The organism is Marinobacter nauticus, from assembly GCF_003634635.1.
Classification (GTDB): domain Bacteria; phylum Pseudomonadota; class Gammaproteobacteria; order Pseudomonadales; family Oleiphilaceae; genus Marinobacter; species Marinobacter nauticus.
Map to the genome: position 1 here is coordinate 1,082,926 of NZ_RBJB01000002.1, position 23,289 is coordinate 1,106,214.

The 23,289-nt window shown below is 56.4% G+C and carries 20 protein-coding genes; 3 read left to right on the forward strand and 17 right to left on the reverse strand.

Annotation, left to right across the window (positions count from 1 at the left end):
* Nucleotides 1-114: 114 nt before the first annotated feature.
* Nucleotides 115-567 carry a winged helix-turn-helix transcriptional regulator gene (locus tag C7436_RS05350; protein WP_011785524.1) on the forward strand — a complete coding sequence of 151 codons (453 nt, stop codon included), beginning with the start codon at nt 115-117 and terminating at the stop codon, nt 565-567.
* A gap of 1 nt (nt 568) precedes the next feature.
* Nucleotides 569-1,705, forward strand: coding sequence for a glycerate kinase (locus tag C7436_RS05355; protein ID WP_121206940.1), 1,137 nt, complete (start codon nt 569-571; stop codon nt 1,703-1,705).
* Here C7436_RS05355 and C7436_RS05360 read toward each other — a convergent pair.
* Nucleotides 1,694-2,335 (reverse strand): Crp/Fnr family transcriptional regulator, encoded by a 642-nt coding sequence (locus C7436_RS05360; protein WP_121206941.1) that lies wholly within the window; start codon nt 2,333-2,335, stop codon nt 1,694-1,696. The genes C7436_RS05355 and C7436_RS05360 overlap by 12 nt on opposite strands.
* A 112-nt stretch (nt 2,336-2,447) precedes the next feature.
* Between C7436_RS05360 and C7436_RS05365 the strand changes: the two genes are divergently transcribed.
* Nucleotides 2,448-2,636, forward strand: a complete 189-nt coding sequence (locus C7436_RS05365; protein WP_011785527.1) for a YgaP family membrane protein — start codon at nt 2,448-2,450, stop codon at nt 2,634-2,636.
* Nucleotides 2,637-2,725: 89 nt separating this feature from the next.
* Here the strand turns inward: C7436_RS05365 and C7436_RS05370 are convergent, their stop codons facing one another.
* The 16 genes from C7436_RS05370 to C7436_RS05445 all read right to left on the reverse strand — a co-directional run bounded on the left by C7436_RS05370 (nt 2,726) and on the right by C7436_RS05445 (nt 23,236).
* The gene (locus C7436_RS05370; RefSeq protein WP_011785528.1) at nt 2,726-3,091 is read right to left on the reverse strand and encodes a MerR family transcriptional regulator; all 366 of its coding nucleotides are present in this window, start codon (nt 3,089-3,091) and stop codon (nt 2,726-2,728) included.
* Nucleotides 3,072-3,374, reverse strand: a complete 303-nt coding sequence (ihfA, locus tag C7436_RS05375) for an integration host factor subunit alpha (protein ID WP_011785529.1) — start codon at nt 3,372-3,374, stop codon at nt 3,072-3,074. The genes C7436_RS05370 and ihfA overlap by 20 nt, the downstream gene beginning before the upstream one ends.
* 3 nt (nt 3,375-3,377) lie before the next feature.
* Nucleotides 3,378-5,750 carry a phenylalanine--tRNA ligase subunit beta gene (pheT, locus tag C7436_RS05380; protein WP_121206942.1) on the reverse strand — a complete coding sequence of 791 codons (2,373 nt, stop codon included), beginning with the start codon at nt 5,748-5,750 and terminating at the stop codon, nt 3,378-3,380.
* A 62-nt stretch (nt 5,751-5,812) separates the two neighbouring features.
* The gene (pheS, locus tag C7436_RS05385) at nt 5,813-6,811 is read right to left on the reverse strand and encodes a phenylalanine--tRNA ligase subunit alpha (RefSeq protein ID WP_011785531.1); all 999 of its coding nucleotides are present in this window, start codon (nt 6,809-6,811) and stop codon (nt 5,813-5,815) included.
* Nucleotides 6,812-6,948: 137 nt separating this feature from the next.
* On the reverse strand, nt 6,949-7,302 hold the full coding sequence (gene rplT / locus C7436_RS05390) for a 50S ribosomal protein L20 (protein WP_011785532.1): 354 nt from the start codon (nt 7,300-7,302) through the stop codon (nt 6,949-6,951).
* A 50-nt stretch (nt 7,303-7,352) separates the two neighbouring features.
* Entirely contained in the window at nt 7,353-7,544 is a 192-nt protein-coding gene (gene rpmI, locus C7436_RS05395) for a 50S ribosomal protein L35 (RefSeq protein ID WP_007151842.1), read from the reverse strand.
* A gap of 92 nt (nt 7,545-7,636) precedes the next feature.
* Entirely contained in the window at nt 7,637-8,182 is a 546-nt protein-coding gene (infC, locus tag C7436_RS05400) for a translation initiation factor IF-3 (RefSeq protein WP_081432078.1), read from the reverse strand.
* Nucleotides 8,179-10,104, reverse strand: a complete 1,926-nt coding sequence (gene thrS / locus C7436_RS05405) for a threonine--tRNA ligase (protein WP_121206943.1) — start codon at nt 10,102-10,104, stop codon at nt 8,179-8,181. The genes infC and thrS overlap by 4 nt, the downstream gene beginning before the upstream one ends.
* A 151-nt stretch (nt 10,105-10,255) precedes the next feature.
* Nucleotides 10,256-12,856, reverse strand: a complete 2,601-nt coding sequence (locus C7436_RS05410; RefSeq protein ID WP_121206944.1) for a TRAP transporter permease — start codon at nt 12,854-12,856, stop codon at nt 10,256-10,258.
* Between the two features lie 80 nt (nt 12,857-12,936).
* On the reverse strand, nt 12,937-13,920 hold the full coding sequence (locus tag C7436_RS05415) for a TAXI family TRAP transporter solute-binding subunit (RefSeq protein ID WP_121206945.1): 984 nt from the start codon (nt 13,918-13,920) through the stop codon (nt 12,937-12,939).
* Between the two features lie 187 nt (nt 13,921-14,107).
* Nucleotides 14,108-16,495, reverse strand: a complete 2,388-nt coding sequence (locus C7436_RS05420; protein ID WP_121206946.1) for an efflux RND transporter permease subunit — start codon at nt 16,493-16,495, stop codon at nt 14,108-14,110.
* 46 nt (nt 16,496-16,541) lie between these two features.
* Entirely contained in the window at nt 16,542-17,690 is a 1,149-nt protein-coding gene (locus tag C7436_RS05425; protein WP_023010629.1) for a WD40/YVTN/BNR-like repeat-containing protein, read from the reverse strand.
* Nucleotides 17,691-17,835: 145 nt separating this feature from the next.
* Nucleotides 17,836-19,224 (reverse strand): DUF1329 domain-containing protein, encoded by a 1,389-nt coding sequence (locus C7436_RS05430; protein ID WP_121206947.1) that lies wholly within the window; start codon nt 19,222-19,224, stop codon nt 17,836-17,838.
* A gap of 205 nt (nt 19,225-19,429) precedes the next feature.
* Nucleotides 19,430-22,072, reverse strand: a complete 2,643-nt coding sequence (gene pepN, locus C7436_RS05435; protein WP_121206948.1) for an aminopeptidase N — start codon at nt 22,070-22,072, stop codon at nt 19,430-19,432.
* A gap of 31 nt (nt 22,073-22,103) precedes the next feature.
* Nucleotides 22,104-22,940: a DUF2797 domain-containing protein gene (locus C7436_RS05440; protein WP_121206949.1), complete on the reverse strand. Its 837-nt coding sequence runs from the start codon at nt 22,938-22,940 to the stop codon at nt 22,104-22,106.
* The gene (locus C7436_RS05445; RefSeq protein WP_121206950.1) at nt 22,937-23,236 is read right to left on the reverse strand and encodes a YeaC family protein; all 300 of its coding nucleotides are present in this window, start codon (nt 23,234-23,236) and stop codon (nt 22,937-22,939) included. Before C7436_RS05445 ends, C7436_RS05440 begins: the two co-directional genes overlap by 4 nt.
* Between the last annotated feature and the right edge of the window lie 53 nt (nt 23,237-23,289).

Consider the following 23,289-nt stretch of genomic DNA (forward strand, 5'->3'; position numbering starts at 1 on the left):
TATTATTTTCCTTTTTTGGTACCTGAAAAATTACCTATAAGCCTGCACTTTCGCTAATATTGGACGTTTCGGCCTTTTAAAAAAATTCATCCACTATCTCAAAGGATAGCAGTCATGGCAGATCTCGACAGAATCGATCTTTCCATCATCCGGGAACTGCAAAAGAACGGCCGTATTACCGTGACAGACCTTGCTTCCCGGGTCGGTTTATCAAAGACTCCCTGTCAGGTACGAATGAAACGGCTGGAAGATCAGGGATACATTACCGGCTACAGCGCCATGGTGAATCAGACCAAGCTGGGGCTCTCTCATGTTGCGTTCGCCCAGGTCACCCTGAATGACACCAGCAGCAAGGCACTGGCGGCGTTCAATGAGGCCGTCCGACAAATCTCCGCGGTGGAGCAGTGTCATATGATGGCGGCGAATTTCGACTATCTTCTGAAAATACGTACCCGCAACATGGCTGAATACCGCCAGGTTCTGGGAGAACAGATCTCCAGCCTGCCCCACGTACTCCAGACCAGCACTTTTGTCGTGATGGAAAACGTTAAAGACCGAGGACAGTAAGATGCGGATCGTTGTTGCCCCCGACTCTTTCAAGGAATGTCTCTCAGCGCAGCAAGTTGCCTCTGCCATCGCCCGTGGTTGGCGCAACGCTGCCCCGGAGGATGAGATTGTAGAAATCCCTCTCGCTGATGGGGGCGAAGGAACCACAGTGGCACTGACAGAGGCTCTGGGCGGGCAACTGCATACGGTGGCCGTCACGGGCCCGCTGGGTGAGCGTATCGAAGCCCGCTTTGGCCTGGCCAATAACAACGAAACCGCCGTCATTGAGGTAGCTGAAGCCAGTGGCTTGCATTGTGTACCCGCCGAGGCCCGTGATGCGCTCCGGGCAACCAGCCGTGGTACCGGAGAGTTGATTCTGGCAGCCCTGAAACACCGGCCGAAAACATTGATCATGGGCCTGGGAGGAAGCGCCACAACGGATGGCGGCGCGGGCATACTGCAGGCTCTGGGGGCGCGCCTGCTGGATAACCAGAGCGAGGAAATCGGGCCCGGCGGTGCAGGCCTGGCACGACTGGCCACGGCGGACCTTGAACCTGCCATTCGCAGACTCAACGGCATCCAGTTGATTGTGGCCTGTGATGTTACCAATGCGTTGCTGGGCCCGGAGGGAGCGGCAGCGGTTTTCGGGCCGCAGAAAGGCGCCAATGAAGACGACGTTCGTCAGCTGGACGCCAATCTTGCGCATTTTTCCCGTCTGGTTAAGGCGCAGGGCCTGGACATTGCCAGCTTTCCCGGTAGTGGCGCCGCCGGGGGTATCGGTGGCACGGTCAAGGGTATTCTGGGCGCCCGACTCCAACCGGGAATAGAGCTGGTGATGGAGGCCGTCAAACTGGAGCAGCATATCCGCAACGCGGATCTGGTGATCACCGCGGAAGGCGCCATCGATGCTCAAAGCGCCTTTGGAAAAACGCCGGCCGGCGTGTCCAGACTGGCGCATGCCTGCGGTGTACCAGTGATTGGCCTGTGTGGAAAATTAGGGGCTGAACTGGCTCCGCTCCATAGCGTTGGGTTAACAGCGGCTTTCTCGATCACCCCCGCTCCCATCACCCTGACGGAAGCCTATGGTCTGGCAGAAGCTAACCTCGAGAAGTCTTCGGAGCAGCTGGCGCGCCTGACGCACAGTTTCTCACGCCGGTGAAGCGGTTTTCCGTAATCCGGTGAGCTCAACCCGGCCGCGGGCTAACCGAACCTGGCCCCGGCGTTCGAGTTCTTTAAGCAGTCGGCTGACCACTTCCCTGGCCGTTCCCAGCTCCACGGCCAGCTCCTGATGGGTAATATTCAGTACACTCTGACCATCAGCCGCACGGGCCTGAAGCCACTCCGCCAGGCGCTCATCCATACGGTGAAACGCTACTTCTTCAACCAACAACATCAGATCGTCAAGTCGACGGCCATAGGACTCCATAATCCCCAGCCGGAACTCTGCCGACTGATCCATCAGCCGATCGAATAATCCGCGCGGGATAATGGCGGCTTCTGCCTCCTCTTCAACGATGGCTTCAGCCCGGTAGCCACGGCCCGTCATCAGACAGCCAATGGACAACGTGCAGATATCGTCAGCGCCCATACGGTAGAGCACGATGCTGTGGCCAGATGCTCCGGTCATCTGCACCTTGATACTGCCATCCAGCACCAGGGGAAGCCCCCGGCAATGCTCTCCAGCACTGAACAGCACCTGCCCGGGAGGGAAACGCATGGCCCGGAGACCCTCCAGGGCATCTTTGCGCAAGGAGTCATGTAGTGTGTCGAGAATACTGTGCCTGGCCATTCCGCATTGCCTTGTATCGAAAGTCGTCTGCCTGTGTGACTTTATCACTGAATCCGGCCAATAACAGGCCTATAGTCAAACCATCATCCGACATCACACAGGAGAGACCAAGATGACGGTAAACATGGGTTCCGCTGATCGTATTATTCGTGCCATCGTGGGTGTTGTCCTGCTGGCCCTGGTCTTTGTTGGCCCTCAGACGCCCTGGGGCTGGATTGGCATTGTACCGCTGGCAACAGCACTGGTGGGAAACTGCCCTGCCTATTCCCTGCTCGGCATCAAAACCTGCAAAACAAAATAGGCCTCCAGGCACCAAAAACACAAAGGCCAGAGCAGCTCTCGCCACTCTGGCCTTTGTCGTTCTTCAATGCAGACAGGCTTACTGCTGTTTCAGCGCACCGGCGTGTTCAGCACATCCAGCACTTCCTCAAGCTCGGTGATCATCTGACGGATCAACTGCTTGTACTGTGAAGTATCATCCTTCACTTCGCTGCTGCTGAGCTTCTGCTTGGCACCACCAATGGTGTAGCCCTGATCGTACAGCAGGCTGCGGATCTGGCGGATGGTGATCACATCCGCGCGTTGATAGTAACGGCGATTGCCCCGGCGCTTGACCGGCGACAGCTGCGGGAATTCCTGCTCCCAATAGCGCAACACATGCGCCTTGACCGCACACAGCTCGGCTACTTCACCAATGGTGAAATAACGCTTGCCCGGAATAACCGGGAGCTCATTGTTATGACTGGGTTCCAGCATACGCTTCTACTTTCTGCTTCAGTTTCTGACCTGGTCGAAACGTAACTACGCGCCGTGCACTGATGGGAATTTCCTCACCCGTTTTCGGGTTCCGTCCCGGTCGCTGCTTCTTGTCCCTGAGATCGAAGTTGCCGAAACCCGACAACTTCACCTGCTCGTTGTGGCTGAGTGCGCCTCTGATTTCGTCGAAGAAAGCTTCCACCATTTCCTTGGCTTCCCGCTTGTTAAGCCCCAACTCCTCGTACAAGCGCTCTGCCATGTCCGCTTTCGTCAAAGCCGCCATCTGTCAACTCCTCAGTGTTGCCCCCAACTCTTCTTTCAGGGCATCGATAACCCCATTGAAGAGCGAATGCACTTCGTCCTCGTTAAGCGTGCGTTCAGGATGCTGCCAGAACAGGCTCAGAGCCAGGCTTCGGTTACCCTCACCCAGGCTTTCACCTTCATAGACATCAAACACACGCAACGCCGTGAGGTGCTCGCCAGCATGTTTACGGGCCACATGTTCTACCTGGGCGAACGCCACATCGCTCCCGATAATGATAGCCAAATCCCGGCGAACTTCCGGGAATTTTGAAATATCTTTGAAATTAGGCACATAACCGGCAACGATCGAATTCAAGAATAGCTCAAACATCAGGATCGTGCCATTAAGTTCAAGATTTTTCTGAACTTGTGGATGCAGTGCACCCAGCCAGCCCACATGCTCGCCATCCCTCAACAGTTCCGCCGTCTGGCCCGGATGCAGCGCAGGGTGCTGGCTGGCAATAAAATCAACCTCGATGCCAAGCAGTCGGAACAGGCTTTCCAATTCCCCTTTTACATCAAAGAAATCCGTGGTTCTGCGACCGTTTACCCAGTTTTCGGGATTCTGGTTACCAACCACCACCCCTGCCAGCATCGGCTGCTGACTGATGCCATCGGCATCCTGAACGAATCGCAAACCGGTCTCAAACAGGCGAATACGGGGCTGCTGCCGGTTCTGGTTGTAGCCCACGGTTTTAAGCAGGCCGCTCCACAGCGTCGTGCGCATCACCGAAAGATCCGACGAGATGGGATTGGCCAACGCAATCCCCTCACGTTCCGGATCCACCAGCTGTTGAACCTTGGGATCAACAAAGCTGTAGGTCACCGCTTCCTGGTAGCCCTGGGCGACGAAAAAGTTACGCACAGCAGACAGCGGCCGAACCGCTTCTTCCCGGGCCCGCAGCCCAAGCGAGCCGGTTGGCTCGGTGACCGGCAGATTGTTATAACCAAAAATGCGACCGACCTCTTCGATCAGGTCTTCTTCGATGGAAATATCCGGCCGGAAGCTGGGCACACTGATACGCCAGCCGTCTTTCAACAGCTTGTCGATGTGCAGGCCAAGCCGGCTGAGAATCTCTTCAACGGTAGTGCGGTCAATTCTAAGCCCCAACACATCCGCCAGGCGCTGCTCACGCAGATCAATCACCCGCGCCTTTGGCAGGTGTTCCTTGCTGGCCACTTCGACAATTTCGCCGGGCTCACCCCCGACAATAGCCATCAGCAGACCGGTTGCCCGCTCCATGGCATCCCGTGCCTGCTCATAATCCACGCCCCGCTCAAAACGGTGGGAGGCATCTGTATGCAGGCCATATTGACGAGCCTTGCCGGCCAGCGTGATCGGGTCAAAAAAGGCGGATTCAAGCACCAGATCCCGGGTTTTCTCACTCACCCCGGAATGCTCGCCCCCCATCACACCGGCAATGGCCACTGGCTTCTCGTGGTCGGCAATCACCAGCGTTTCCGGAGTAAGCTCGACCTCCTGACCGTCCAGCAATACCAGTTTTTCGCCCGAGCCAGCCATACGCACAACAATCCCACCTTTGATCTCATCCCGGTCAAAGGCATGCATGGGCTGGCCCAGTTCCAGCATGACGTAGTTGGTGACATCCACCGCCGCATCAATGGAACGGATACCGGAACGACGCAGCTTCTCCTGCATCCAGAGCGGCGTTTCTGCCTGCAGATTGACGTTTCGCAGAACACGCCCCAGATAACGGGGGCAACCCTCAGGGGCTTCCACCCGGATGTCAGGCACTTCCGAGTGCTCCGCTTCCACGTGCGGAATGGAAGGCGCATTGGTGACCAGGCTGTTCAACACGCCCACTTCCCGGGCCAGGCCCTTGATGGACAGACAGTCGCTGCGATTCGGGGTCAGATCCACATCAATGGTGATGTCATTCAGCTTCAGATAGTCAACCACCGGCTGCCCAACCGGGGCATCCTCCGGGAGCTCCATCAGGCCGTCATGGTTATCGGACAAGCCCAGCTCGGATTCCGAACACAGCATACCCTCGGAGGGCTGCCCCCGAAGCTTGGCTTTCTTGATCTTGAAATTGCCGGGCAGTACAGCGCCCACCTCGGCAAAAGGCACCTTCAGCCCGTGGCGAACATTGGGGGCACCACAGACCACCTGCACGGTCTGCTCGCCATTGCTCACCTGACACACCCGCAGCTTGTCGGCATCCGGATGGGGCGCAACGGAAATAACCTCACCCACAACCACCCCGGAAAATTCGCCAGCCACGGCCTCAAAGCCGTCGACTTCCAGCCCGGCCATGGTGATCTGGTCCATCAACTCCTGAGAGCCAATGTTCGGGTTTACCCACTCGCGCAGCCACTGTTCACTGAATTTCATTATCCTGGTCCTGTCCTGATTCGGTTGATTCTGAGCCTGTTACGCCAATTCCTGGTGTCGTATCAACGGAACTGACGAAGGAAACGCAGGTCGTTTTCGAAGAACATACGCAGGTCTTTTACTCCATAACGAAGCATGGCCAGGCGCTCGACACCCAGACCAAAAGCAAACCCGCGATATTCCTCGGAATCAATACCGCAATATTCGAACACTTTCGGATGCACCATGCCGCAGCCCATCACTTCCAGCCACTTGATGCTGCCATCCGGCTCACGTCCCCATTCAATATCCACTTCCGCCGATGGTTCGGTGAACGGGAAGTAGGAGGGACGGAAGCGAACTTTCAGATCCCGCTCAAAGAAAACCCTGAGGAATTCCTCCACGGTGCTTTTCAGGTCCGCGAAGCTGACATTCTTCTCCACCAGCAGACCTTCCACCTGATGGAACATAGGGGTGTGAGTCATATCGGAATCACAGCGATAGACCCGTCCGGGGCAGATCATGCGGAACGGTGGCTTGCCTGCCTCCATGGTCCGAATCTGTACCGGCGAGGTGTGGGTACGGAGCAAGGTACCCGGATTGAAATAGAAAGTATCGTGCATGGCACGAGCCGGGTGGTGCCCGGGAATATTCAGAGCTTCGAAGTTGTGGTAATCGTCTTCGATTTCAGGCCCCTGCTCTACGCTATAACCGGCACGGGCAAAGATTTCCTCAATGCGCTGCAGGGTGCGGGTTACCGGATGCAAACCACCCAGGTCCTGCCCCCTTCCCGGCAGTGTTACGTCAATGGATTCCGCCGCAAGCCTGGCTTCAATGGCCGCTTTCTCAAGATCTGCCCGCCGTGCGTTGATGGCTTGCTCCACCTGCCCCTTGGCTTCATTGATCTTCTGGCCGGCCGCAGGGCGCTCCTCCGCAGAGAGCTTGCCCAGAGTTTTTGCCTGCTGGGTAATCACACCCTTTTTGCCGAGGTATTCCACACGAATTTGATCAAGCGCCTGCAGGTTGTCGGCCTTTTCCACGGCATTCAACCCGTCCTGAACCAGTTGCTCCAGGTTTTCCATTGACCCTGCTCCAAACCAGAAATGGGGTAGGTTAAAACAAAAATAGGGGAAGAGCGTGCCCTTCCCCTATCAGAAGGCGCCGTCATGAAACATGGGGCGCCCGGATCGATCAGCAATCGATGAAAGAGCTTAAGCGATCACAGGGACGCTTTGGCCTTCTCAACAACAGCGGCAAACGCCTGCTGTTCGTTCATGGCCAGATCGGCCAGAACCTTACGATCGATTTCAACATTCGCCTTCTTCAGACCAGCGATCAGACGGCTGTAAGACAGACCGTTTGCACGGGCGCCAGCGTTGATACGGGCAATCCACAGAGCGCGGAATGCACGCTTACGGTTGCGACGGTCACGGTAGGCATACTGACCGGCCTTGATAACCGCTTGCTTGGCAACGCGGTAAACACGGCTACGGGCACCGTAGTAACCTTTGGCCTGATTGAGAATCTTCTTGTGACGACGACGTGCTACCACGCCACGCTTTACACGAGCCATACTTTAATCCTTCTACCTTTACTTTCTAAGGAATGATTCGCGCGGCTGAATCAGCACGCGGTCATGCGCTTGATAGACGCTACGTCCGACTTGGCGATGAGCTTGGTACCGCGCAGCTGACGCTTACGCTTCGGGCTCTTCTTGGTCAGGATGTGGCTGGTGAAGGACTGCTTGTGCTTGAAGCCAGTGGCGGTCTTCTTGAACCGCTTGGTAGCTCCGCTCTTGGTTTTCATCTTCGGCATTTTTAAAACTCCGCATTCTATTTTGGATAAACAATTGTGCCCCTGAACGACAAATCCCCCGCTAATGCGGGGGACCCGTCACGGGATCAGGTTCACTTCTTCTTGCGGGGAGCGATAACCATGGTCATCTGCCGGCCTTCCATTTTCGGCCGCATCTCAACCTGGGCTATTTCTGCCACATCTTCCTCAATCCGCTGCATGAGCTTCATACCAATTTCCTGGTGTGCCATCTCACGTCCACGGAACCGGATTGTGATCTTGCCGCGGTCCCCGTTCTCAAGGAAACGTACCAGGTTGCGTAGTTTGACCTGATAATCCCCTTCTTCCGTTCCTGGTCGGAACTTCAGCTCTTTGACCTGCGTCTGCTTCTGCTTTTTCTTGGCAGCCGCCTTGGCCTTTTTCTCTTCAAAGATCTTCTTGCCGTAGTCCATTATCTTACAGACGATCGGATCGGAATCCGTAACCTGCACCAGATCCAGGGTCGCCTCTTCCGCCATACGCAGGGCGTCTTCGATCGGAACAATCCCGACCTGATTGCCTTCGGCATCAATCAGTCGGACTTCAGTTGCGTCAATGTTCTCATTGATAGGCGCCTTGGGTGCGCGCCCACCCCGATTCGCTCGCTGTTTAATAATCAGATCTCCGTTTTGGTTCTACCTTTGCGCTCGACGTCAGCTGCAAGCAGCTTTTCAAAATCGTCGACCGACATGGTTCCCAGGTCTTCGCCCTTACGTGTCCGGACGGCAACGGCGTTGTTCTCGATTTCTTTATCGCCAACAACAACCAGATAGGGAACCTTATTTAGAGTATGCTCGCGGATTTTAAAGCCGATCTTCTCGTTTCTCAAGTCAGCATTAACCCGATAGCCTAAAGAATCCAGTTTTTTGGCCAGATTCTGACAGTAATCACGCTGTTTATCAGTAATATTCAGGACAGCAACCTGTGTCGGTGCCAGCCAGGTCGGGAAAGCACCCTCGTACTCCTCGATCAGGATACCGATGAAGCGCTCAAAGGAACCCAGTACAGCCCGATGCAGCATAACCGGCGTTTTGCGCTCGGAATTGTCGGCCACATACTGCGCCCCCAGACGACCCGGCATCGAGAAGTCGACCTGGATGGTACCACACTGCCATACCCGACCGAGGCAATCTTTCAGAGAAAATTCGATCTTCGGGCCGTAGAAGGCACCTTCGCCCGGCAACAGCTCCCAGTCAACCCCTTCACGGTTCAGCGCCTGCTCGAGCGCTGCCTCGGCTTTGTCCCAGACTTCGTCCGACCCTACCCGCTTTTCAGGGCGGGTGGACAGCTTGTAAAGAATTTCACTGAAGCCGAAGTCTGCATATATCTCGTGCAACATGGCAATAAATGCAGACACTTCTTCCTGGATACCATCTTCCTCACAGAAGATATGGGCATCATCCTGGGTAAAACCACGCACCCGCATCAGGCCATGCAACGCGCCAGAAGCTTCATTCCGGTGACAGGAGCCAAACTCGGCCAGGCGCAGCGGCAGATCCTTGTAGCTCTTCAGCCCCTGATTAAACACCTGCACGTGACACGGACAGTTCATGGGCTTGATGGCGTAATCGTGCTTCTCGGACTCAGTGGTAAACATGTCATCCTTGAACTTGTCCCAGTGACCGGACTTCTCCCACAGGGTCCGCGACACCACCTGAGGTGTCTTGATCTCCTTGTAGCCATGCTTATGCTGCTGGGCACGCATGTACTGTTCCACCTCCTGATAGAGGGACCAGCCATCCGGATGCCAGAACACCATACCCGGGGCTTCTTCCTGCATGTGGAACAGGCCCAGCTTCTTGCCAATCTTGCGATGATCCCGTTTTTCGGCTTCTTCCAGGCGGTGCAGGTAGGCCTTGAGGTCTTTCTTGTTACCCCAGGCCGTACCGTAGATACGCTGCAACTGCTCATTGCTGGTATCGCCACGCCAATAGGCCCCGGCCACCTTGGTCAGCTTGAAGGCCTTGAGCTTACCGGTGCTGGGCACGTGAGGACCACGGCAAAGATCGATGAAGTCGCCCTGACGATAGAATGACAGGTCTTCCTCTCCCGGAATGTCTTCGATGATGCGAACCTTGTACTCCTCGCCCATCTCGTTAAACAGCTTGATCGCTTCGTCCCGGGACATAATGGAGCGTGATACCGGAAGATCCTGTTTCGCGAGTTCTTCCATACGCTTTTCAATGCGCGCCATGTCTTCATTGGTAAACGGGCGTTCATATTTGAAGTCGTAGTAGAAGCCGTTCTCGATTACCGGACCGATGGTGACCTGGGCGCCAGGGAACAGCTCCTGAACCGCCATGGCCATCAGGTGGGCAGTGGAGTGGCGAATAATATCCACGCCGTCTTCATCACGCTCCGTCACAATCGCCAGCTCTGTATCGTTTTCAATCAGGTGGCTGGTATCCACAAGCTTTCCGTTAACCTTTCCGGCCAGGGCCGCTTTGGCCAGGCCCGCGCCAATGTCTGCGGCAACGTCGTGTACGGTTACGGGTTCAGCAAAACTGCGATGACTGCCATCTGGCAGGGTAATGACGGGCATGTTTATCTCCTCGTGGTTTCTCAGCGGTGATCTATACCAAAGATCACTTGGTTGCCGGGCTGCGCGACACAAACCGCGAGCCGGATTTGAGGGCGAGTCTAACAGAAAAAAACCCGGCAGCAACGCCGGGTTTTTACGGAGCCGAAGCCAATCAGGCCGGCTGGGGTTGGGCCTCCTCCCGTGCCTTGCGCCTGAGCTGACCGAAAGCGACCAGCCCCAACAGCAACAGTGCCGGGATAAACATCAACTCTTTCGGTGGCCGCTCCAGCTCAATCTGGACTGCATCAATGGTCCAGCCAAACTGGATACCGGCATCTTCCGCAGCACTGCCAAAGTTGACGAAATCCACCACCAGATCACCGCCCTGCTCTGACACTTCCAGGCCTGCACCCGCCAGGCGCTCCTGCGCGGTTTCACCTCCAGGGATCTCAAGCTCGACGTAGGTGGTGACATCACTGCCATCCAGCGCCATGCCTGACACCTTCAGCACCACCTCACCATCAGCAGGCACATCCGCCACGTATTCCATAACGGCGGTCCCCGGCCGCTCTTCGTTCGGCGGATAGATCATGTCCCACCAGAAACCGGGCCGGAACATGGTGAAGGTAATCAGCAACAACAACAGGGTTTCCCACTTCCGGCTCCGGGTGAACCAGAAGCCCTGGGTTGCCGCCGAGAACACCAGCATGGCCGTGACGGCGCTGAACACCGTAACCAGCAGATCAAACCAGCCAGTCAGACCAATCAACAACAGCTGCGTGTTGAAGATGAACATGAACGGCAGAATGGCGGTTCGAATATCGTAGGTAAAACCCTGGACACCCGTTCGGATCGGGTCTGCTCCTGAGATTGCGGCCGCCGCGTAGGCGGCCAGCCCCACGGGCGGCGTATCATCCGCCAGTATCCCGAAATAGAACACGAACAGGTGCACCGCAATCAGCGGAACAATCAGGCCATTCTGGGCCCCCAGGGTTACGATAACCGGAGCCATCAAGGTGGAAACCACAATGTAGTTGGCGGTTGTCGGCAACCCCATGCCCAGAATCAGACTGATCACAGCGGTGAAGATGAGCATCAGCAGCAGATTTCCGCCAGACAGGAATTCCACGAATTGGGTCATCACCAGGCCGATACCAGTCAGCGTCACCGTACCAACTACGATGCCGGCCGTCGCTGTCGCAACGCCAATACCCACCATGTTCCTGGCGCCGGTCGCCAGCGAATGGAACAAGTCACTGATGCCGCCAATGAATTCAGACATCAATCCGCCATGCTTGCGGAAAAATGCCTTCAGCGGCCGCTGGGTAATAACGATAAAGATCATGAACAAGGTTGCCCAGAAGGCAGACAGCTGGGGCGAAAAGCGTTCAACCGTCAGACACCAGACCAGCACCACCACCGGCAGCAGATAGTAGAGCCCGGTTTTAACCGTGGGCCCCACCTCCGGCAACTCGGTCATCTCTTTGTTGGGATCGTCTTCCTCCAGCTCCGGGAATCGGGTGGCGTATCCAACCAGTCCCGCATAGATCAGAACCAGAATTGGCCCGAGCACCCAGGGCGCAGCCTCACCCAGCACCCCTTTGGTCCAGCCAACCCCGTAATAAACCGCGAAGGTCAGTACGATCAGGCCAATCAGAATGACCACCCAGTTCAGCATGCGCTGGGCCAGGGTTGGACGATTCAGCCGCTCTACCCCTTCCATCTTCAGCTTGCAGGCTTCCAGATGGACGATGTAAATCAGCGCAACATAGGAAATCAGTGCCGGCAGAATAGCGTGCTTGATCACCTCGAGATAGGAAATCCCCACGTACTCGACCATCAGGAAGGCCGCGGCCCCCATGATTGGCGGGGTAAGCTGGCCGTTGGTGGACGCAGCCACTTCAACCGCGCCGGCTTTGGTAGCCGGGAAACCGACCCGTTTCATCAGGGGAATGGTGAAGGTACCGGTGGTCACCACATTGGCGATGGAGGAGCCGGAAATCACCCCACTCAGACCACTGGAAACCACCGCCGCCTTGGCCGGACCTCCGCGCATATGCCCCAGCATGGCGTAAGCCACCTTGATAAAGTAGTTACCGGCTCCCGCTCGCTCAAGCAAGGCACCGAACAACACAAACAGGAAAACAAAGCTGGTAGATACCCCAAGAGCAACCCCGAATACCCCCTCGGTTCCGAGCCATTGGTGGGAAGCCAGCTTGTTCAGGCTCACGCCTTTATGAGAAATCACATCCGGCATGTAAGGGCCGGCCAGTGAATAGACAATAAAAACCGCCGCAACAACAGTCAGCGGGAGCCCAAGGGCCCTCCGGGTAGCTTCCAGCAGCAATACCAGGCCACCCAACGCCACCCAGAGATCCATGGTGGTTGGTGCCCCCGGCCTCTGCGAAAGAGCATCATAAAAAACATAAAGATAGGAAGCCGCAAATGCAGCAGCCAAAGCCAACACCCAGTCATATATGGGCACCTTGTTGGCATGCACCCCCTTGATCATCGGGAATGCCGAGAATGCAAGAAACACCGCAAACGCCAGATGGATTGAGCGCGCTTCGGTGGAATTGAATATTCCGAAATTCAGAATGAACGGCAGGGGTGATGCAATCCAGAGCTGGAACAACGACCAGCACACCGGAACGATGAACAGGATAACCGCTGCAGGCCCGGTCAGCGCCCGGCCTCCGGTTTCGGTCTGCAATACCTGTTCTACCTTGCTGGCATCAACTCCCGCCCCGGTACCGGGGTCATTCTTTGCCATAGAATGTTCCTGTGATGGGAAATAACCTTACTGAATCAACAGAGCGGGCCTCAGCCCGCTCTGTTGACATGCCTGGCCGATCAGTCGATCAGGCCAGCCTCGCGATAGTACTTGGCCGCGCCCGGGTGCAGCGGCGCACTCAGGGCATCAGAGACCATTTCTTCTTTCTTCAGGTTGCCGAAGGCAGGGTGCAGACGCTTGAAGCTGTCGAAGTTCTCGAACACGGCCTTGACCACTTCGTAAACGACATCTTCCGGAACGTCAGTTGAGGAAACGAACGTAGCAGCCACACCAAAGGTGGTTACATCTTCGTCGGAACCACGGTACATGCCACCCGGAATCACTGCCTTACGGTAGTATGGGTTTTCCTTGATCAACGCTTCTGTCGCCTTGTTGTCAACGGCAACAATTACACTGTCACAGGACGTGGTGGCTTCCTTGATGGCACCGGAGGGGTGGCCAACGGTATAGAAGAAAGCGTCAATGTTGCCATCGCACAGCGCCTGGGACTGCTCGGCAGCCTTGATCTCAGCCGCCACCGAGAACTTATCCATAGTCCAGCCCATTTCATCCATCAGCACTTCTGCTGTGGCGCGCTGGCCAGAACCCGGATTACCCACAGACACGCGCTTACCTTCCAGGTCTTCAAAGGTCTTGATGCCGGAACCTTTGCTGGCAACCACGGTGAACGGCTCAGGGTGCAGAGAGAAGACCGCACGCAGCTTCTCGTTCTTGCCCGCATCTTCAAACTGGCTGGTGCCATTGTAGGCGTGGTATTGCCAGTCGGACTGGGCAACAGCCAGGTCCAGCTCGCCCTGGCGAATGGCGTTCAGGTTGTAAACGGAGCCACCGGTACTCTCAACCGAGCAACGGATACCATGCTCCTTGCGATCCATATTCACCAGGCGACAGATAGCGCCACCCGCCGGATAATAAACGCCGGTAACACCACCGGTACCGATGGTCACGAAGCGCTGTTCCTGCGCGGAAACCGCAGAGGACGCGGCACCCAGGCTCACGGCGGCTGCAACGGCAAAAGCGGACGCTTTGAGTTTCAGTGTCATGTGTGTTCTTCCTTTTCTTGATAGTTATAGTCGATTACCCGCACGGGTATACGGGCAAACATCCGGTTCGTTCTAGAACATAGAACACTTCTGGCCATAAATAAAGGAAGGATTAGCACGCTAACCAGCTGACCTATCAACAAAAAAGCCCGCACAGGCGGGCTTTTTTGCTGGTTCAGGGCGATTTTCAGGACTTCGCAGCCCGTGCTTTCGCCAGCATCTTGTCCGGGCGAAGCAGGAATCTCGCCAGGGCCGGCAGCAGCCAGATTGCCCCTACCATGTTCCACAGGAACATGAAGAACAGCAGGAAGCCCATGTCCGCCTGGAACTTGATCGGAGAGAATATCCAGGTCACAACACCAAGACCCAGAGTCACACCGGTAAAGATAACCGCCTTACCGGTGGAGCGCAGGGTTTCATAGTACGCCTCCTGCAGCGTCTTGCCCTCCAGCAGGAACTTTTCAAGTTTGCTGTAGATATAGATACCGTAGTCCACACCGATACCCACACCCAACGCAATCACCGGCAGCGTGGCCACCTTGATGCCGATACCGGACACCGCCATGATCGCCTCACACAGGATGGAGGTCAGGCCCAGCGGAATCACAATACAGGCCACAGCCCTGATGGAGCGGAAGGTCAGGAAGCAGAGCAAACTCACTACGCCATACACCAGCAGCAGCATCATGTCCTTGGCGTTCGAGATCACCTCGTTAGTCGCCGCTTCGATACCGGCGTTACCAGCTGCCAGCAGGAAGGTATGCTCCTCGTTGCTGTTGGCATCGGCGAACTGTTCGACCCGCTCGACTACCGTTTCCAGAGTTTCCGCCTTGTGATCTTCCAGGAACACCAGAACCGGCGTGAGGCTGCAGTTGGTATTAATCAAACCTGCCGGCGCGTCACGAATGGAGGCATTGATGATGGTCTGGTTGCGGGAAATCTCGTACCACTTCCAGTTACCCTCGTTCAGAGCCTTGGTAACCAGCTTGGAGACATCAGCCAGGGAGGCGGAGCTCTGCACACCCGGAGTGTTCTGCAGCTCCCACTGCAGACTGTCCATGGCCCGGAGTACGCTGTACTGGGTACATTGTTCTTCCGGGGTCTTCACCATCACCACAAGCACGTCTGCACTGGTGGAATAATTGTTGATGATGTAGGCGTTATCCTTGTTATAGCGGGAATCCGGGCGCAATTCGGGCGCACCCTGGTCCAGGTCACCCACTTTCAGGTCCTGCTTGTAGTACATGCCCAGCCCCAGGCCGATCACCGCGATCAGCAGGGAAATCGGCGCAACCCCCGGATGGGAGAAGTAGGACATGACCCGCCACTTGCGGTCCTGCTTTTCACCATGATTCTGAACATGCTGAACACCGCCTTTGGAGATGCCGATGTAAGACATGATCAGAACGTGCAGCACCAGGTTGGTAATGATGACGAACGCCACACCCAGACCGGCCGCCACAGCCAGATCACGAATAACGTCGATTTCGATAAACACCAGCGTGAGGAAGCCGACAGCGTCAGAAATCAACGCCAGCATGCCCGGAATATAAAGAGCCCGGAACGCCAGACGAGCTGAGGTGACGGCATCGAAACCCTTGGCCGACTCAACCGCCATGGCATTAACGATCTGAACCCCATGACTGATACCGATCGCGAACACCAGAAACGGCACCAGTACCGAGTATGGATCCAGGCCATAGCCCAGCAGCCGCAGGGCCCCCAACTGCCAGAACACGGCAATGATTGAGGTAAAGATCGGCACCAGGGTTCCGGCGATGCAGCGGGAATACCAGAACAGCAGCAGCGTGGTCAGCAGAATGGTAATGCCGGCAAACCAGGCAATGGAGCCGATACCTTCAATCAGGTCACCGACTTTCTTGGCGAAACCAACAATGTGAATATTGACGTTCGGATTCTGTGCTTCGTACTTCTCCCGGATCTTCTCTTCCAGCTCACGGGAGAATGCTGCGTAATCCAGAGCCTCGCCGGTTTCCGGATTTTTCTCATACAGTGGCGCATACACAATCGTGGATTTGAAGTTGTCTGAAATCAGACGACCCACCTCGTTCGAACGCAATACGTTCTGGCGCAGCTGCTCCAGACTCTCCCGGGAGCCATCGTAGCCATCCGGAATCACAGTACCGCCCTGGAAGCCTTGCTCGGTAACCTCTACCCAGCGAACGTTCGATGTCCACAAGGTTTTCAGGCCGGAACGGTCCACCCCATTCAAATAGAACACCTCATCGGTGATCTGCTTGAGGGTTTCCATGTATTCGGCAGTAAAGATGTCGCCTTCTTCCACGGCAACCGCAATCCGGACGAAGTTACCCAGGTTGTCCAGGTCATCCCGGTGATCCAGCATATTGACGACGTACGGATGCTCCAGCGGAATCATCCGCTCAAAACTGGCATCCGGCTGGATCTTGATAGCGTTGTAGCCAAGAAACAGCGTCAGCACAAAAAAGGCGATCAGGATCAGCGCCCGGTTGTTGAAAAGTAAACGCTCAAGGAACGGTTCCGCCTTGGGCGTTGTCAGGTAATGTTCACCCCTGTCATGCATCGGGTCAGACATTAAAAAACCCCTCTATCCATTAATCCGTTGATGCCACACCAGGGCGTTAATTCAGGTTCCGGCCGCGAGCGTCGGTAATCTCAACACCGCCTTCGCCGACCAGCAATAGATTGGTTCCCGGCAATGGAACCACACCCATGACACCTTCCCGGTCATTGCGGAAGTAGGGGCGGAAGCTTTCACCATTGTTGGTGCTCATCAGCACTGCGCCGCCATTTCCCACCAGGGTAATGCGTCCATCCTCGGCCACCGCCGCGTTATTCAGGGTGGCGCCGCCCTCATTGGGCACCATGGTCCAGCTGCGGCCAAGATCGGTCGACAGCAGAGTGTTGCCCCGCAAGCCGAACGCCAGCACCTCGTTCACCCGCCCGGTTCCGGTGACGCCAAAGAGGGAGCCATCGTATGGGCTTTCCCGCTTCTCCCAAGATTCTCCGCCGTCAACAGATACGTGAATCTGACCAGCTTCACCGACCACCACCAGCGCGCCACCGGCTACCTCGGTAATGCTGTTGTAGTGGAAGTTGGTTGGGTTATCGAGTTTCGGCGCCCAGTCTTCCCAGGTCTGCCCACCATCCTGGGTTCGCAGAATCATGCCATAGGCACCCACCACAAAACCGTGGTTCTCGTCTTCGAACCAGACATCAAGGAACGGGTTAACCGGCCCGATTTCCATATCTGCCTGGGTGTTTTCGAGGGCGAAGAACAGATCGTCAAGCGCCCACTCCAGGTCAGCCTTCTCTTCTTCCGGAGCCTGTTCAATGCGCTCTTCCAGCTCAGCAATCTGGTCTTCCTTGCTGGCAATCACGAGCTCGGCGGCCTGAATACCATCGAGCTGCAGCTCCCAGGTCTCCCCGGAATCGCTGGAATGCAACACAACACCGCTGTGGCCAACCACCCAGCCATGCTGCTCGGTGCCAAAATCAACGGCGGTCAAGGTGACCGCCACCGGCACTTCGGCCTGCGTCCACGACTGGCCCTGATCGTCGGAATAGATTACGTGCCCACGCTCACCCACTGACACGATTCGATCGCCTGCGCGGGTTGCGTCGGTCAGTAGTGACTGGGGAGCCAGTTCTGTTGGCCTCGCCGGTGTCTCGATAATATCCGCGAGTGCAAATGCCGCTGGAGCTGCCAGTGCCATAGAGAGGCCAAGGCAGGCAGTTCCCAGTGTCTCGCACATGAACCTTTTAGCCATTCAGATTGCCTTTACGTTGGTTAAATCCTGATGCGCCTGCTGCACGACTGGCAGCAGCCTTCGCAAACAAACCGGCAGCCCCCTGGGCCGCCGGTCGACATCCTGCTTGTGGCCTCAGGCGCCGGATCAAACCGGCGCCGAAGCCTCAGCGTACGCTTCGCCTGCGCAAAGAAGCTGGCGAGAAGTAACGTGTGTTTGGTACATCATTGGTAAATACACGGGTATTCGGCTCTTCGGTATCCAGACCCAACACGTGATATCGACGGGCCTGGAGATCGTGATACACATCAAGCACCGTCCAAACCCCCGGCAACTCGTAGTAGTTCTTGGGAATACCCATGGTCACACGCCAGAGATTGCCGCGACCGTCATACTGGTCGAGCAATACGGTGTTCCAGCTGTCTTCATCCACATAGAAGCGACGCTTACCATAGATGTGACGCTCACCATCCTTGAGGGTCGCTTCGACCACGTGCACGCGGTGCAGCTCCCAGCGGGTCAGATCAGGATTGAGGTGGGACATACCCAGAATTTCAGAGTAAGGCGTACCCTTCTCACCGATCCGGTAATTGTTGTAGGGAATGTAGATTTCCCGAACACCTTCGTAATCCCAGTTATAGCGATCCATGGCACCGTTGAAGATATCGGTGTCATCAGCGGTACGCAGGTTATCAGAGGCCGCAATCGGTGAGTCGTAGCCCAGGTTCGGAGCACGGCGGACACGACGTTGACCAGCGTTATAGCCCCAGCCATTGCGCGGATTGATGATCTGGTTCAGGGTTTCGTGAATCAGAATGGCGCCACCGGCAAGACGAGGTGGCGACTGAGTGAACGAGAGATAGTAGAAGATCACGTTGTCCAGATCTTCTTCACCACCCTCAGGGTTGTAGAAGTTGAAGAACGCTTCCTGCTGAGAGGTCACCAGGCTGTAGTCGCCGTTGGTCTGAACCGCCACCTCACTGGAGCGCCGGGTGACAGACACACCGCGCCAACGGGTCAGGTGGTTCCAGATTACCTGCCAGGCCTTTTCTTCGTCATTGCCGTGAAGAATCGGGAAAGGATAGCCACCAAAGGCACCCTCAATACCCTCTGCCTCACCCACAATCTCGGCATTCACCGCGTTCTTACGGGTGTTTTCAGCCACCCATTCGGGCACCGCGTGGGTGCGCCGGGACTGATACACGGGTATGCGGAAGGTAGTCGGGTAGGTTTCCAGCATCGCCCGGACGCCATCGGTCAGATACTCGCTGTACTGATCCATGTTGGAGGCTGTAATGGTAAACAGCACTTCGTCGTCGGGGAATGGATTGATATGGTGCTGCCCGCTGCCCTCGTAGCCAGCCGGCGGCTCCGTCAGGCCGCCATCCCACGCCGGAATGGTGCCGGCATCGTTACCGGCCTTGGGTGAACCGAACGGGGTGAGATCCTGGCCAAGGCGCGCTGCCTCGGATGAAGACACTGCCGCCTGAAGTGGCGAAGCAGCAAAGGACAGAGCCAGCAACCCGCCAAACAAAACGTTTTTGTTGTATCTCATTGTGCAACCTTAAATCCGTCTGGAAGCCTCTGTGGGCCTTTTTGTTATCGTCTGATGCAATCGCAGACTTTCTGACAGATTAGCCGATCCGGCAACATTGTCTATCGACCGAAAGTGCGATTTTGTATCCGGCTGTGACGACGGCTTTACAATCACAGCCAGACAAAGGGCCCCACGGCATCAGTCACGGGGCCAGGCTCCGGCGTTAGTCTGCCAGGCTCTTGTGTACTACTTCATACACGTCTCGGGACAACTCGGCTTTATCGCGAATCCGCTCCAGTGCCGATTTCATCTGTTTGCTATAACCGGGAGCGAACTTCCGCCAACGGGTCAGCGGTGCCACCAGTCGCGCCGCAATCTGAGGATTGCTGTCATCCAGTCGGCATACCTGCTCGGCAAGGAATTCATACCCGCTGCCGTCAGGATTGTGGAATGCCGCCAGGTTCTGGGCCGCAAAGGCACCCACCACAGAGCGCACCTTGTTCGGGTTCTTCCAGTCAAACGCCGGGTGGTCGAGCAACTGCCGGATCTGCGGCAGCTGACCTGCGCGGTCACTTGAGGCCTGAACCGAGAACCACAGCTCCACCACTTGCGGGTCGTCGCTGAACTGCTGGTAGAACGCCTCCAAGGCCTCGGTACGGTCTTCCGCGAAATCAGAATTCACCAAGGCTCGCAGTGCACCGAGCCGGTCAGTCATGTTATCAGCGCCTCGGAACTGCTCTTTGGCCAGCGCCAGCGCTTCCTGATCACCAATATGCAGCAACCAGCCCAGCGCGGTGTTACGGAGACTGCGGCGGGCAATGGCCTCAGGCGTCAGCTGGTAATCGCCCTGCCCGGCGTTGCCCCGATAACAGGCCATGAGTTCATCCCGCAGGCCTTCAGCCAAATAACCAAGCACGTTTTCACGGGCCTGGTGAATGGCAGCAACATCAGCCTGCTCCGCCAGCTCAATGAGATAGGCCTCTGAAGGCAACTGCAGCATCTTTGCCATCAGAGCCTGATCCAGCTCGCTGTCCTGCAGCAACGACCGATAAGCATCCACCAGGCGCGGCTCCACCCCGGCAGACTCCGGAGCCCCCACCAGAGACTGAATAACGTCCACGGCCAGGCGCTGACCTGCGTCCCAGCGGTTAAAACCGTCCGGATCATGGCTCATCAGGAACAGTAGTTGCTCCCGCGTCCAGGGGTAGTGCACCCGCACGGGGGCAGAAAAATCTCTCAGCAGAGAAGGTACCGGGCGCTCCGACAGGCCCTCAAACTCAAAGCAGTGTTCCGCCTGGCTCAGCTCCAGCACCCGCTCCAGAGGCGCTTCGCCACTCTCACCACTCAGCTTCAGGGGCAGAGGCTGCCCGTCGGCGCCCAGAAGGCCGAGCGCAAATGGAATATGCTGCGGCTTCTTGTCGGTCTGGCCTGGCGTGCCAGGAATACTCTGGCGCACGGTAAGCCGATAGATACCGCTCGACTCGTCGTACTCATCAGACACCGAAACCACCGGCGTGCCGGCTTGCTCATACCATAGCCGGAACTGGCCCAGGTCCCGCCCGGAGGCGTCTTCCATAGCGCGAACAAAATCATCGGTGGTGACCGCCTGCCCGTCATGGCGCTGGAAGTACAGATCGCTGCCCTTACGGAACATCTCGTCACCAAGGAGGTTGTGGATCATCCGAACCACTTCGGCACCCTTTTCGTAGATGGTCAGGGTATAGAAGTTGGAGATCTCCATGTAAGACGCCGGGCGCACCGGGTGGGCCATAGGACCGGCATCCTCGGCAAACTGTGCTGTGCGCAGCAGTGTGGCATCCTCTATTCGTTTTACAGTCGGCGATCCCATATCGGCAGAGAACTGGGAATCCCGGAACACCGTAAAACCCTCTTTCAGGCTCAGCTGAAACCAGTCGCGGCAGGTTACCCGGTTGCCGGACCAGTTATGGAAGTATTCGTGGGCGACGATGGCCTCGATACGCTGGAAGGCGGCGTCCGTGGCAGTCTCCTGACTGGCCAGCACACAGGAAGAGTTGAAAATATTCAGCCCTTTGTTTTCCATGGCGCCCATGTTGAAGTCGTCCACCGCCACGATCATGAAGATATCCAGGTCGTACTCCCGCCCGTAGACATCTTCGTCCCAGCGCATGGAACGCTTGAGGGCATCCATCGCGAAATCACACTTCTTCGCGTTGCGGGGCTCGACATACATGCGCAGATCAATGTTGCGGCCGGAACAGGTAGTGAAGGTGTCTTTTTTCTCCACCAGGTCTCCGGCTACCAGGGCAAAGAGGTAAGCCGGCTTGGGGAACGGATCTTCCCAGGTGACAAAATGGCGACCATTTTCCAGCTCGCCCTTATCCACCGGATTACCATTGGAGAGCAGCACGGGATAGGCGCTTTTGTCTGCCTCGATACGGGTACGGAAGCGCGCCATGACATCCGGCCGGTCCGGATAGAAGGTAATGCAGCGAAATCCTTCCGCCTCGCACTGAGTGCAGAACATACCGGAGGACTTGTACAAACCTTCCAGCCGGGTGTTGTTCTGAGGTTCGATCCAGGTGACTACCTGCAGCTCGAATTCTTCCGGCACCGAGGGCACGACCAGCGCATCGCCACGGTCTTCGAACTCACCAGTGCCCAGAGGCGAGCCATTCAGGGAAACCGATTCCAGTTGCAGACTATCACCGTGCAGAAACAGAGGGGCAGCTCTCTCCGCGGAATCCGGGTTGCGGCGCACAGTCAGGGTACTGTGCACACGTGCGCCGTCTTCAAATAATTCAAAACGCAGATCCACCTGATCAACCAGATACGCAGGAACCTTGTATTCACTCAGGTAAATGGTTTGTGGCTGGTTGGTTCGCATTCATACTCTCCAGAGAAAAGACATGGCGGATTCAGTCAAGAACCCGGAACCGGACTTCATAGCCGGTAAATTTGCGGATATTGATTACACCGGTGTCGAGCATCAGATACTGGCCTTTGATACCTTCCAGCAAGCCCTCCACTTCCGGCGTTTTGTCCAGATTATGGGTTTTCACCTTGGCCGGCCATACCTGAACCGGATAACCCAGCCCAAGTGTGGCTTCGTCCACAATTCGTATGCTGTCTTCACCATGCTGCGCCCGCAATTGCGCCAGGTCGTCTGCGATCAAGTCCAACAGCCGCTCACGCTCTTGCACCAGATCCAGCTCCGGCACATCACCCTTTAGCATGGCTCGCCAGTTGGTGCGGTCAGCCACGTGGTTCTTGCACGCTACTTCTACCAGACCAGACAGGTAACGGCTGGCGACCCGCAGCATCGGTATCGCCGTTACCGCCCCTTGATCAATCCAGCGGGTCGGTACCTGGGTGGCCCGGGTTATACCCACTTTCAAGCCGCTGGAATTGGCCAGATACACGACATGTTCAACCATGCAGTTGGCCTCGCCCCACTCCGGCTCCCGGCAGGTACCCAGGTGATAGTGGCATTTTTCCGGGCTCATGATGCAGCTGTCGCAGGCGGCCAGCTTTCGGAAACACGGATAGCAGTAGCCCTGATTGAAACTCTTTTTGGTGGTGCGATCGCAATGAATACAGCGAATCACGCCATCAAAATTCAGCCGCACCTTATGACCAATAAGGTCATTCAGGGTAATGCGTTTGTCGCCGATAGCCAGGTTATAGGCCACCGGGTCGCCGGCCTCTGCCGGCATCTTACGAAGCCGACCGGTTACATCAATGGATTCGCTCAAACCTTGACCTCAACAAACTGATCGGGGTCCACATCGTTGTTGCCCTGGCGATCTTTGCGGAACTGCACAGACGGATCGCAAGCGGTACCGGCTTTCTCGCCACGGTCCAGGTATCCCACTCGCTGTTCTTCCGGGATGTTGTGCTTTTCTTCATAATAAATCACCGCTTCCAGGCTGATAGCGCGCTGCTCACGGGTCAGCGCGCGACCATCTGGCCATTTACCAAGCTCAATGGCCCGTTTCAGGTTGCGGTAAACCGTCGGGTCCAGCCGCTCAATCAGTTCTTCGTATGTCATTCCCGCCTCCTGAACGTTTCTTCATATAAAAAAATGCCAAGACCGTTTGACAA

Excerpts from the sequence above, each read along its gene's own strand:
- C7436_RS05350 (WP_011785524.1), top strand. The coding sequence starts at position 115 with ATGGCAGATCTCGACAGAATCGATCTTTCCATCATCCGGGAACTGCAA.
- pepN (WP_121206948.1), bottom strand. The coding sequence starts at position 22,072 with ATGCGAACCAACCAGCCACAAACCATTTACCTGAGTGAATACAAGGTT.
- C7436_RS05415 (WP_121206945.1), bottom strand. The coding sequence starts at position 13,920 with ATGACACTGAAACTCAAAGCGTCCGCTTTTGCCGTTGCAGCCGCCGTG.
- C7436_RS05365 (WP_011785527.1), top strand. The coding sequence starts at position 2,448 with ATGACGGTAAACATGGGTTCCGCTGATCGTATTATTCGTGCCATCGTG.
- rplT (WP_011785532.1), bottom strand. The coding sequence starts at position 7,302 with ATGGCTCGTGTAAAGCGTGGCGTGGTAGCACGTCGTCGTCACAAGAAG.
- thrS (WP_121206943.1), bottom strand. The coding sequence starts at position 10,104 with ATGCCCGTCATTACCCTGCCAGATGGCAGTCATCGCAGTTTTGCTGAA.
- C7436_RS05425 (WP_023010629.1), bottom strand. The coding sequence starts at position 17,690 with ATGGCTAAAAGGTTCATGTGCGAGACACTGGGAACTGCCTGCCTTGGC.
- C7436_RS05445 (WP_121206950.1), bottom strand. The coding sequence starts at position 23,236 with ATGACATACGAAGAACTGATTGAGCGGCTGGACCCGACGGTTTACCGC.
- ihfA (WP_011785529.1), bottom strand. The coding sequence starts at position 3,374 with ATGGCGGCTTTGACGAAAGCGGACATGGCAGAGCGCTTGTACGAGGAG.
- C7436_RS05420 (WP_121206946.1), bottom strand. The coding sequence starts at position 16,495 with ATGTCTGACCCGATGCATGACAGGGGTGAACATTACCTGACAACGCCC.
- C7436_RS05370 (WP_011785528.1), bottom strand. The coding sequence starts at position 3,091 with ATGCTGGAACCCAGTCATAACAATGAGCTCCCGGTTATTCCGGGCAAG.
- rpmI (WP_007151842.1), bottom strand. The coding sequence starts at position 7,544 with ATGCCGAAGATGAAAACCAAGAGCGGAGCTACCAAGCGGTTCAAGAAG.
- pheT (WP_121206942.1), bottom strand. The coding sequence starts at position 5,750 with ATGAAATTCAGTGAACAGTGGCTGCGCGAGTGGGTAAACCCGAACATT.
- pheS (WP_011785531.1), bottom strand. The coding sequence starts at position 6,811 with ATGGAAAACCTGGAGCAACTGGTTCAGGACGGGTTGAATGCCGTGGAA.
- C7436_RS05410 (WP_121206944.1), bottom strand. The coding sequence starts at position 12,856 with ATGGCAAAGAATGACCCCGGTACCGGGGCGGGAGTTGATGCCAGCAAG.
- C7436_RS05355 (WP_121206940.1), top strand. The coding sequence starts at position 569 with ATGCGGATCGTTGTTGCCCCCGACTCTTTCAAGGAATGTCTCTCAGCG.
- C7436_RS05430 (WP_121206947.1), bottom strand. The coding sequence starts at position 19,224 with ATGAGATACAACAAAAACGTTTTGTTTGGCGGGTTGCTGGCTCTGTCC.
- C7436_RS05360 (WP_121206941.1), bottom strand. The coding sequence starts at position 2,335 with ATGGCCAGGCACAGTATTCTCGACACACTACATGACTCCTTGCGCAAA.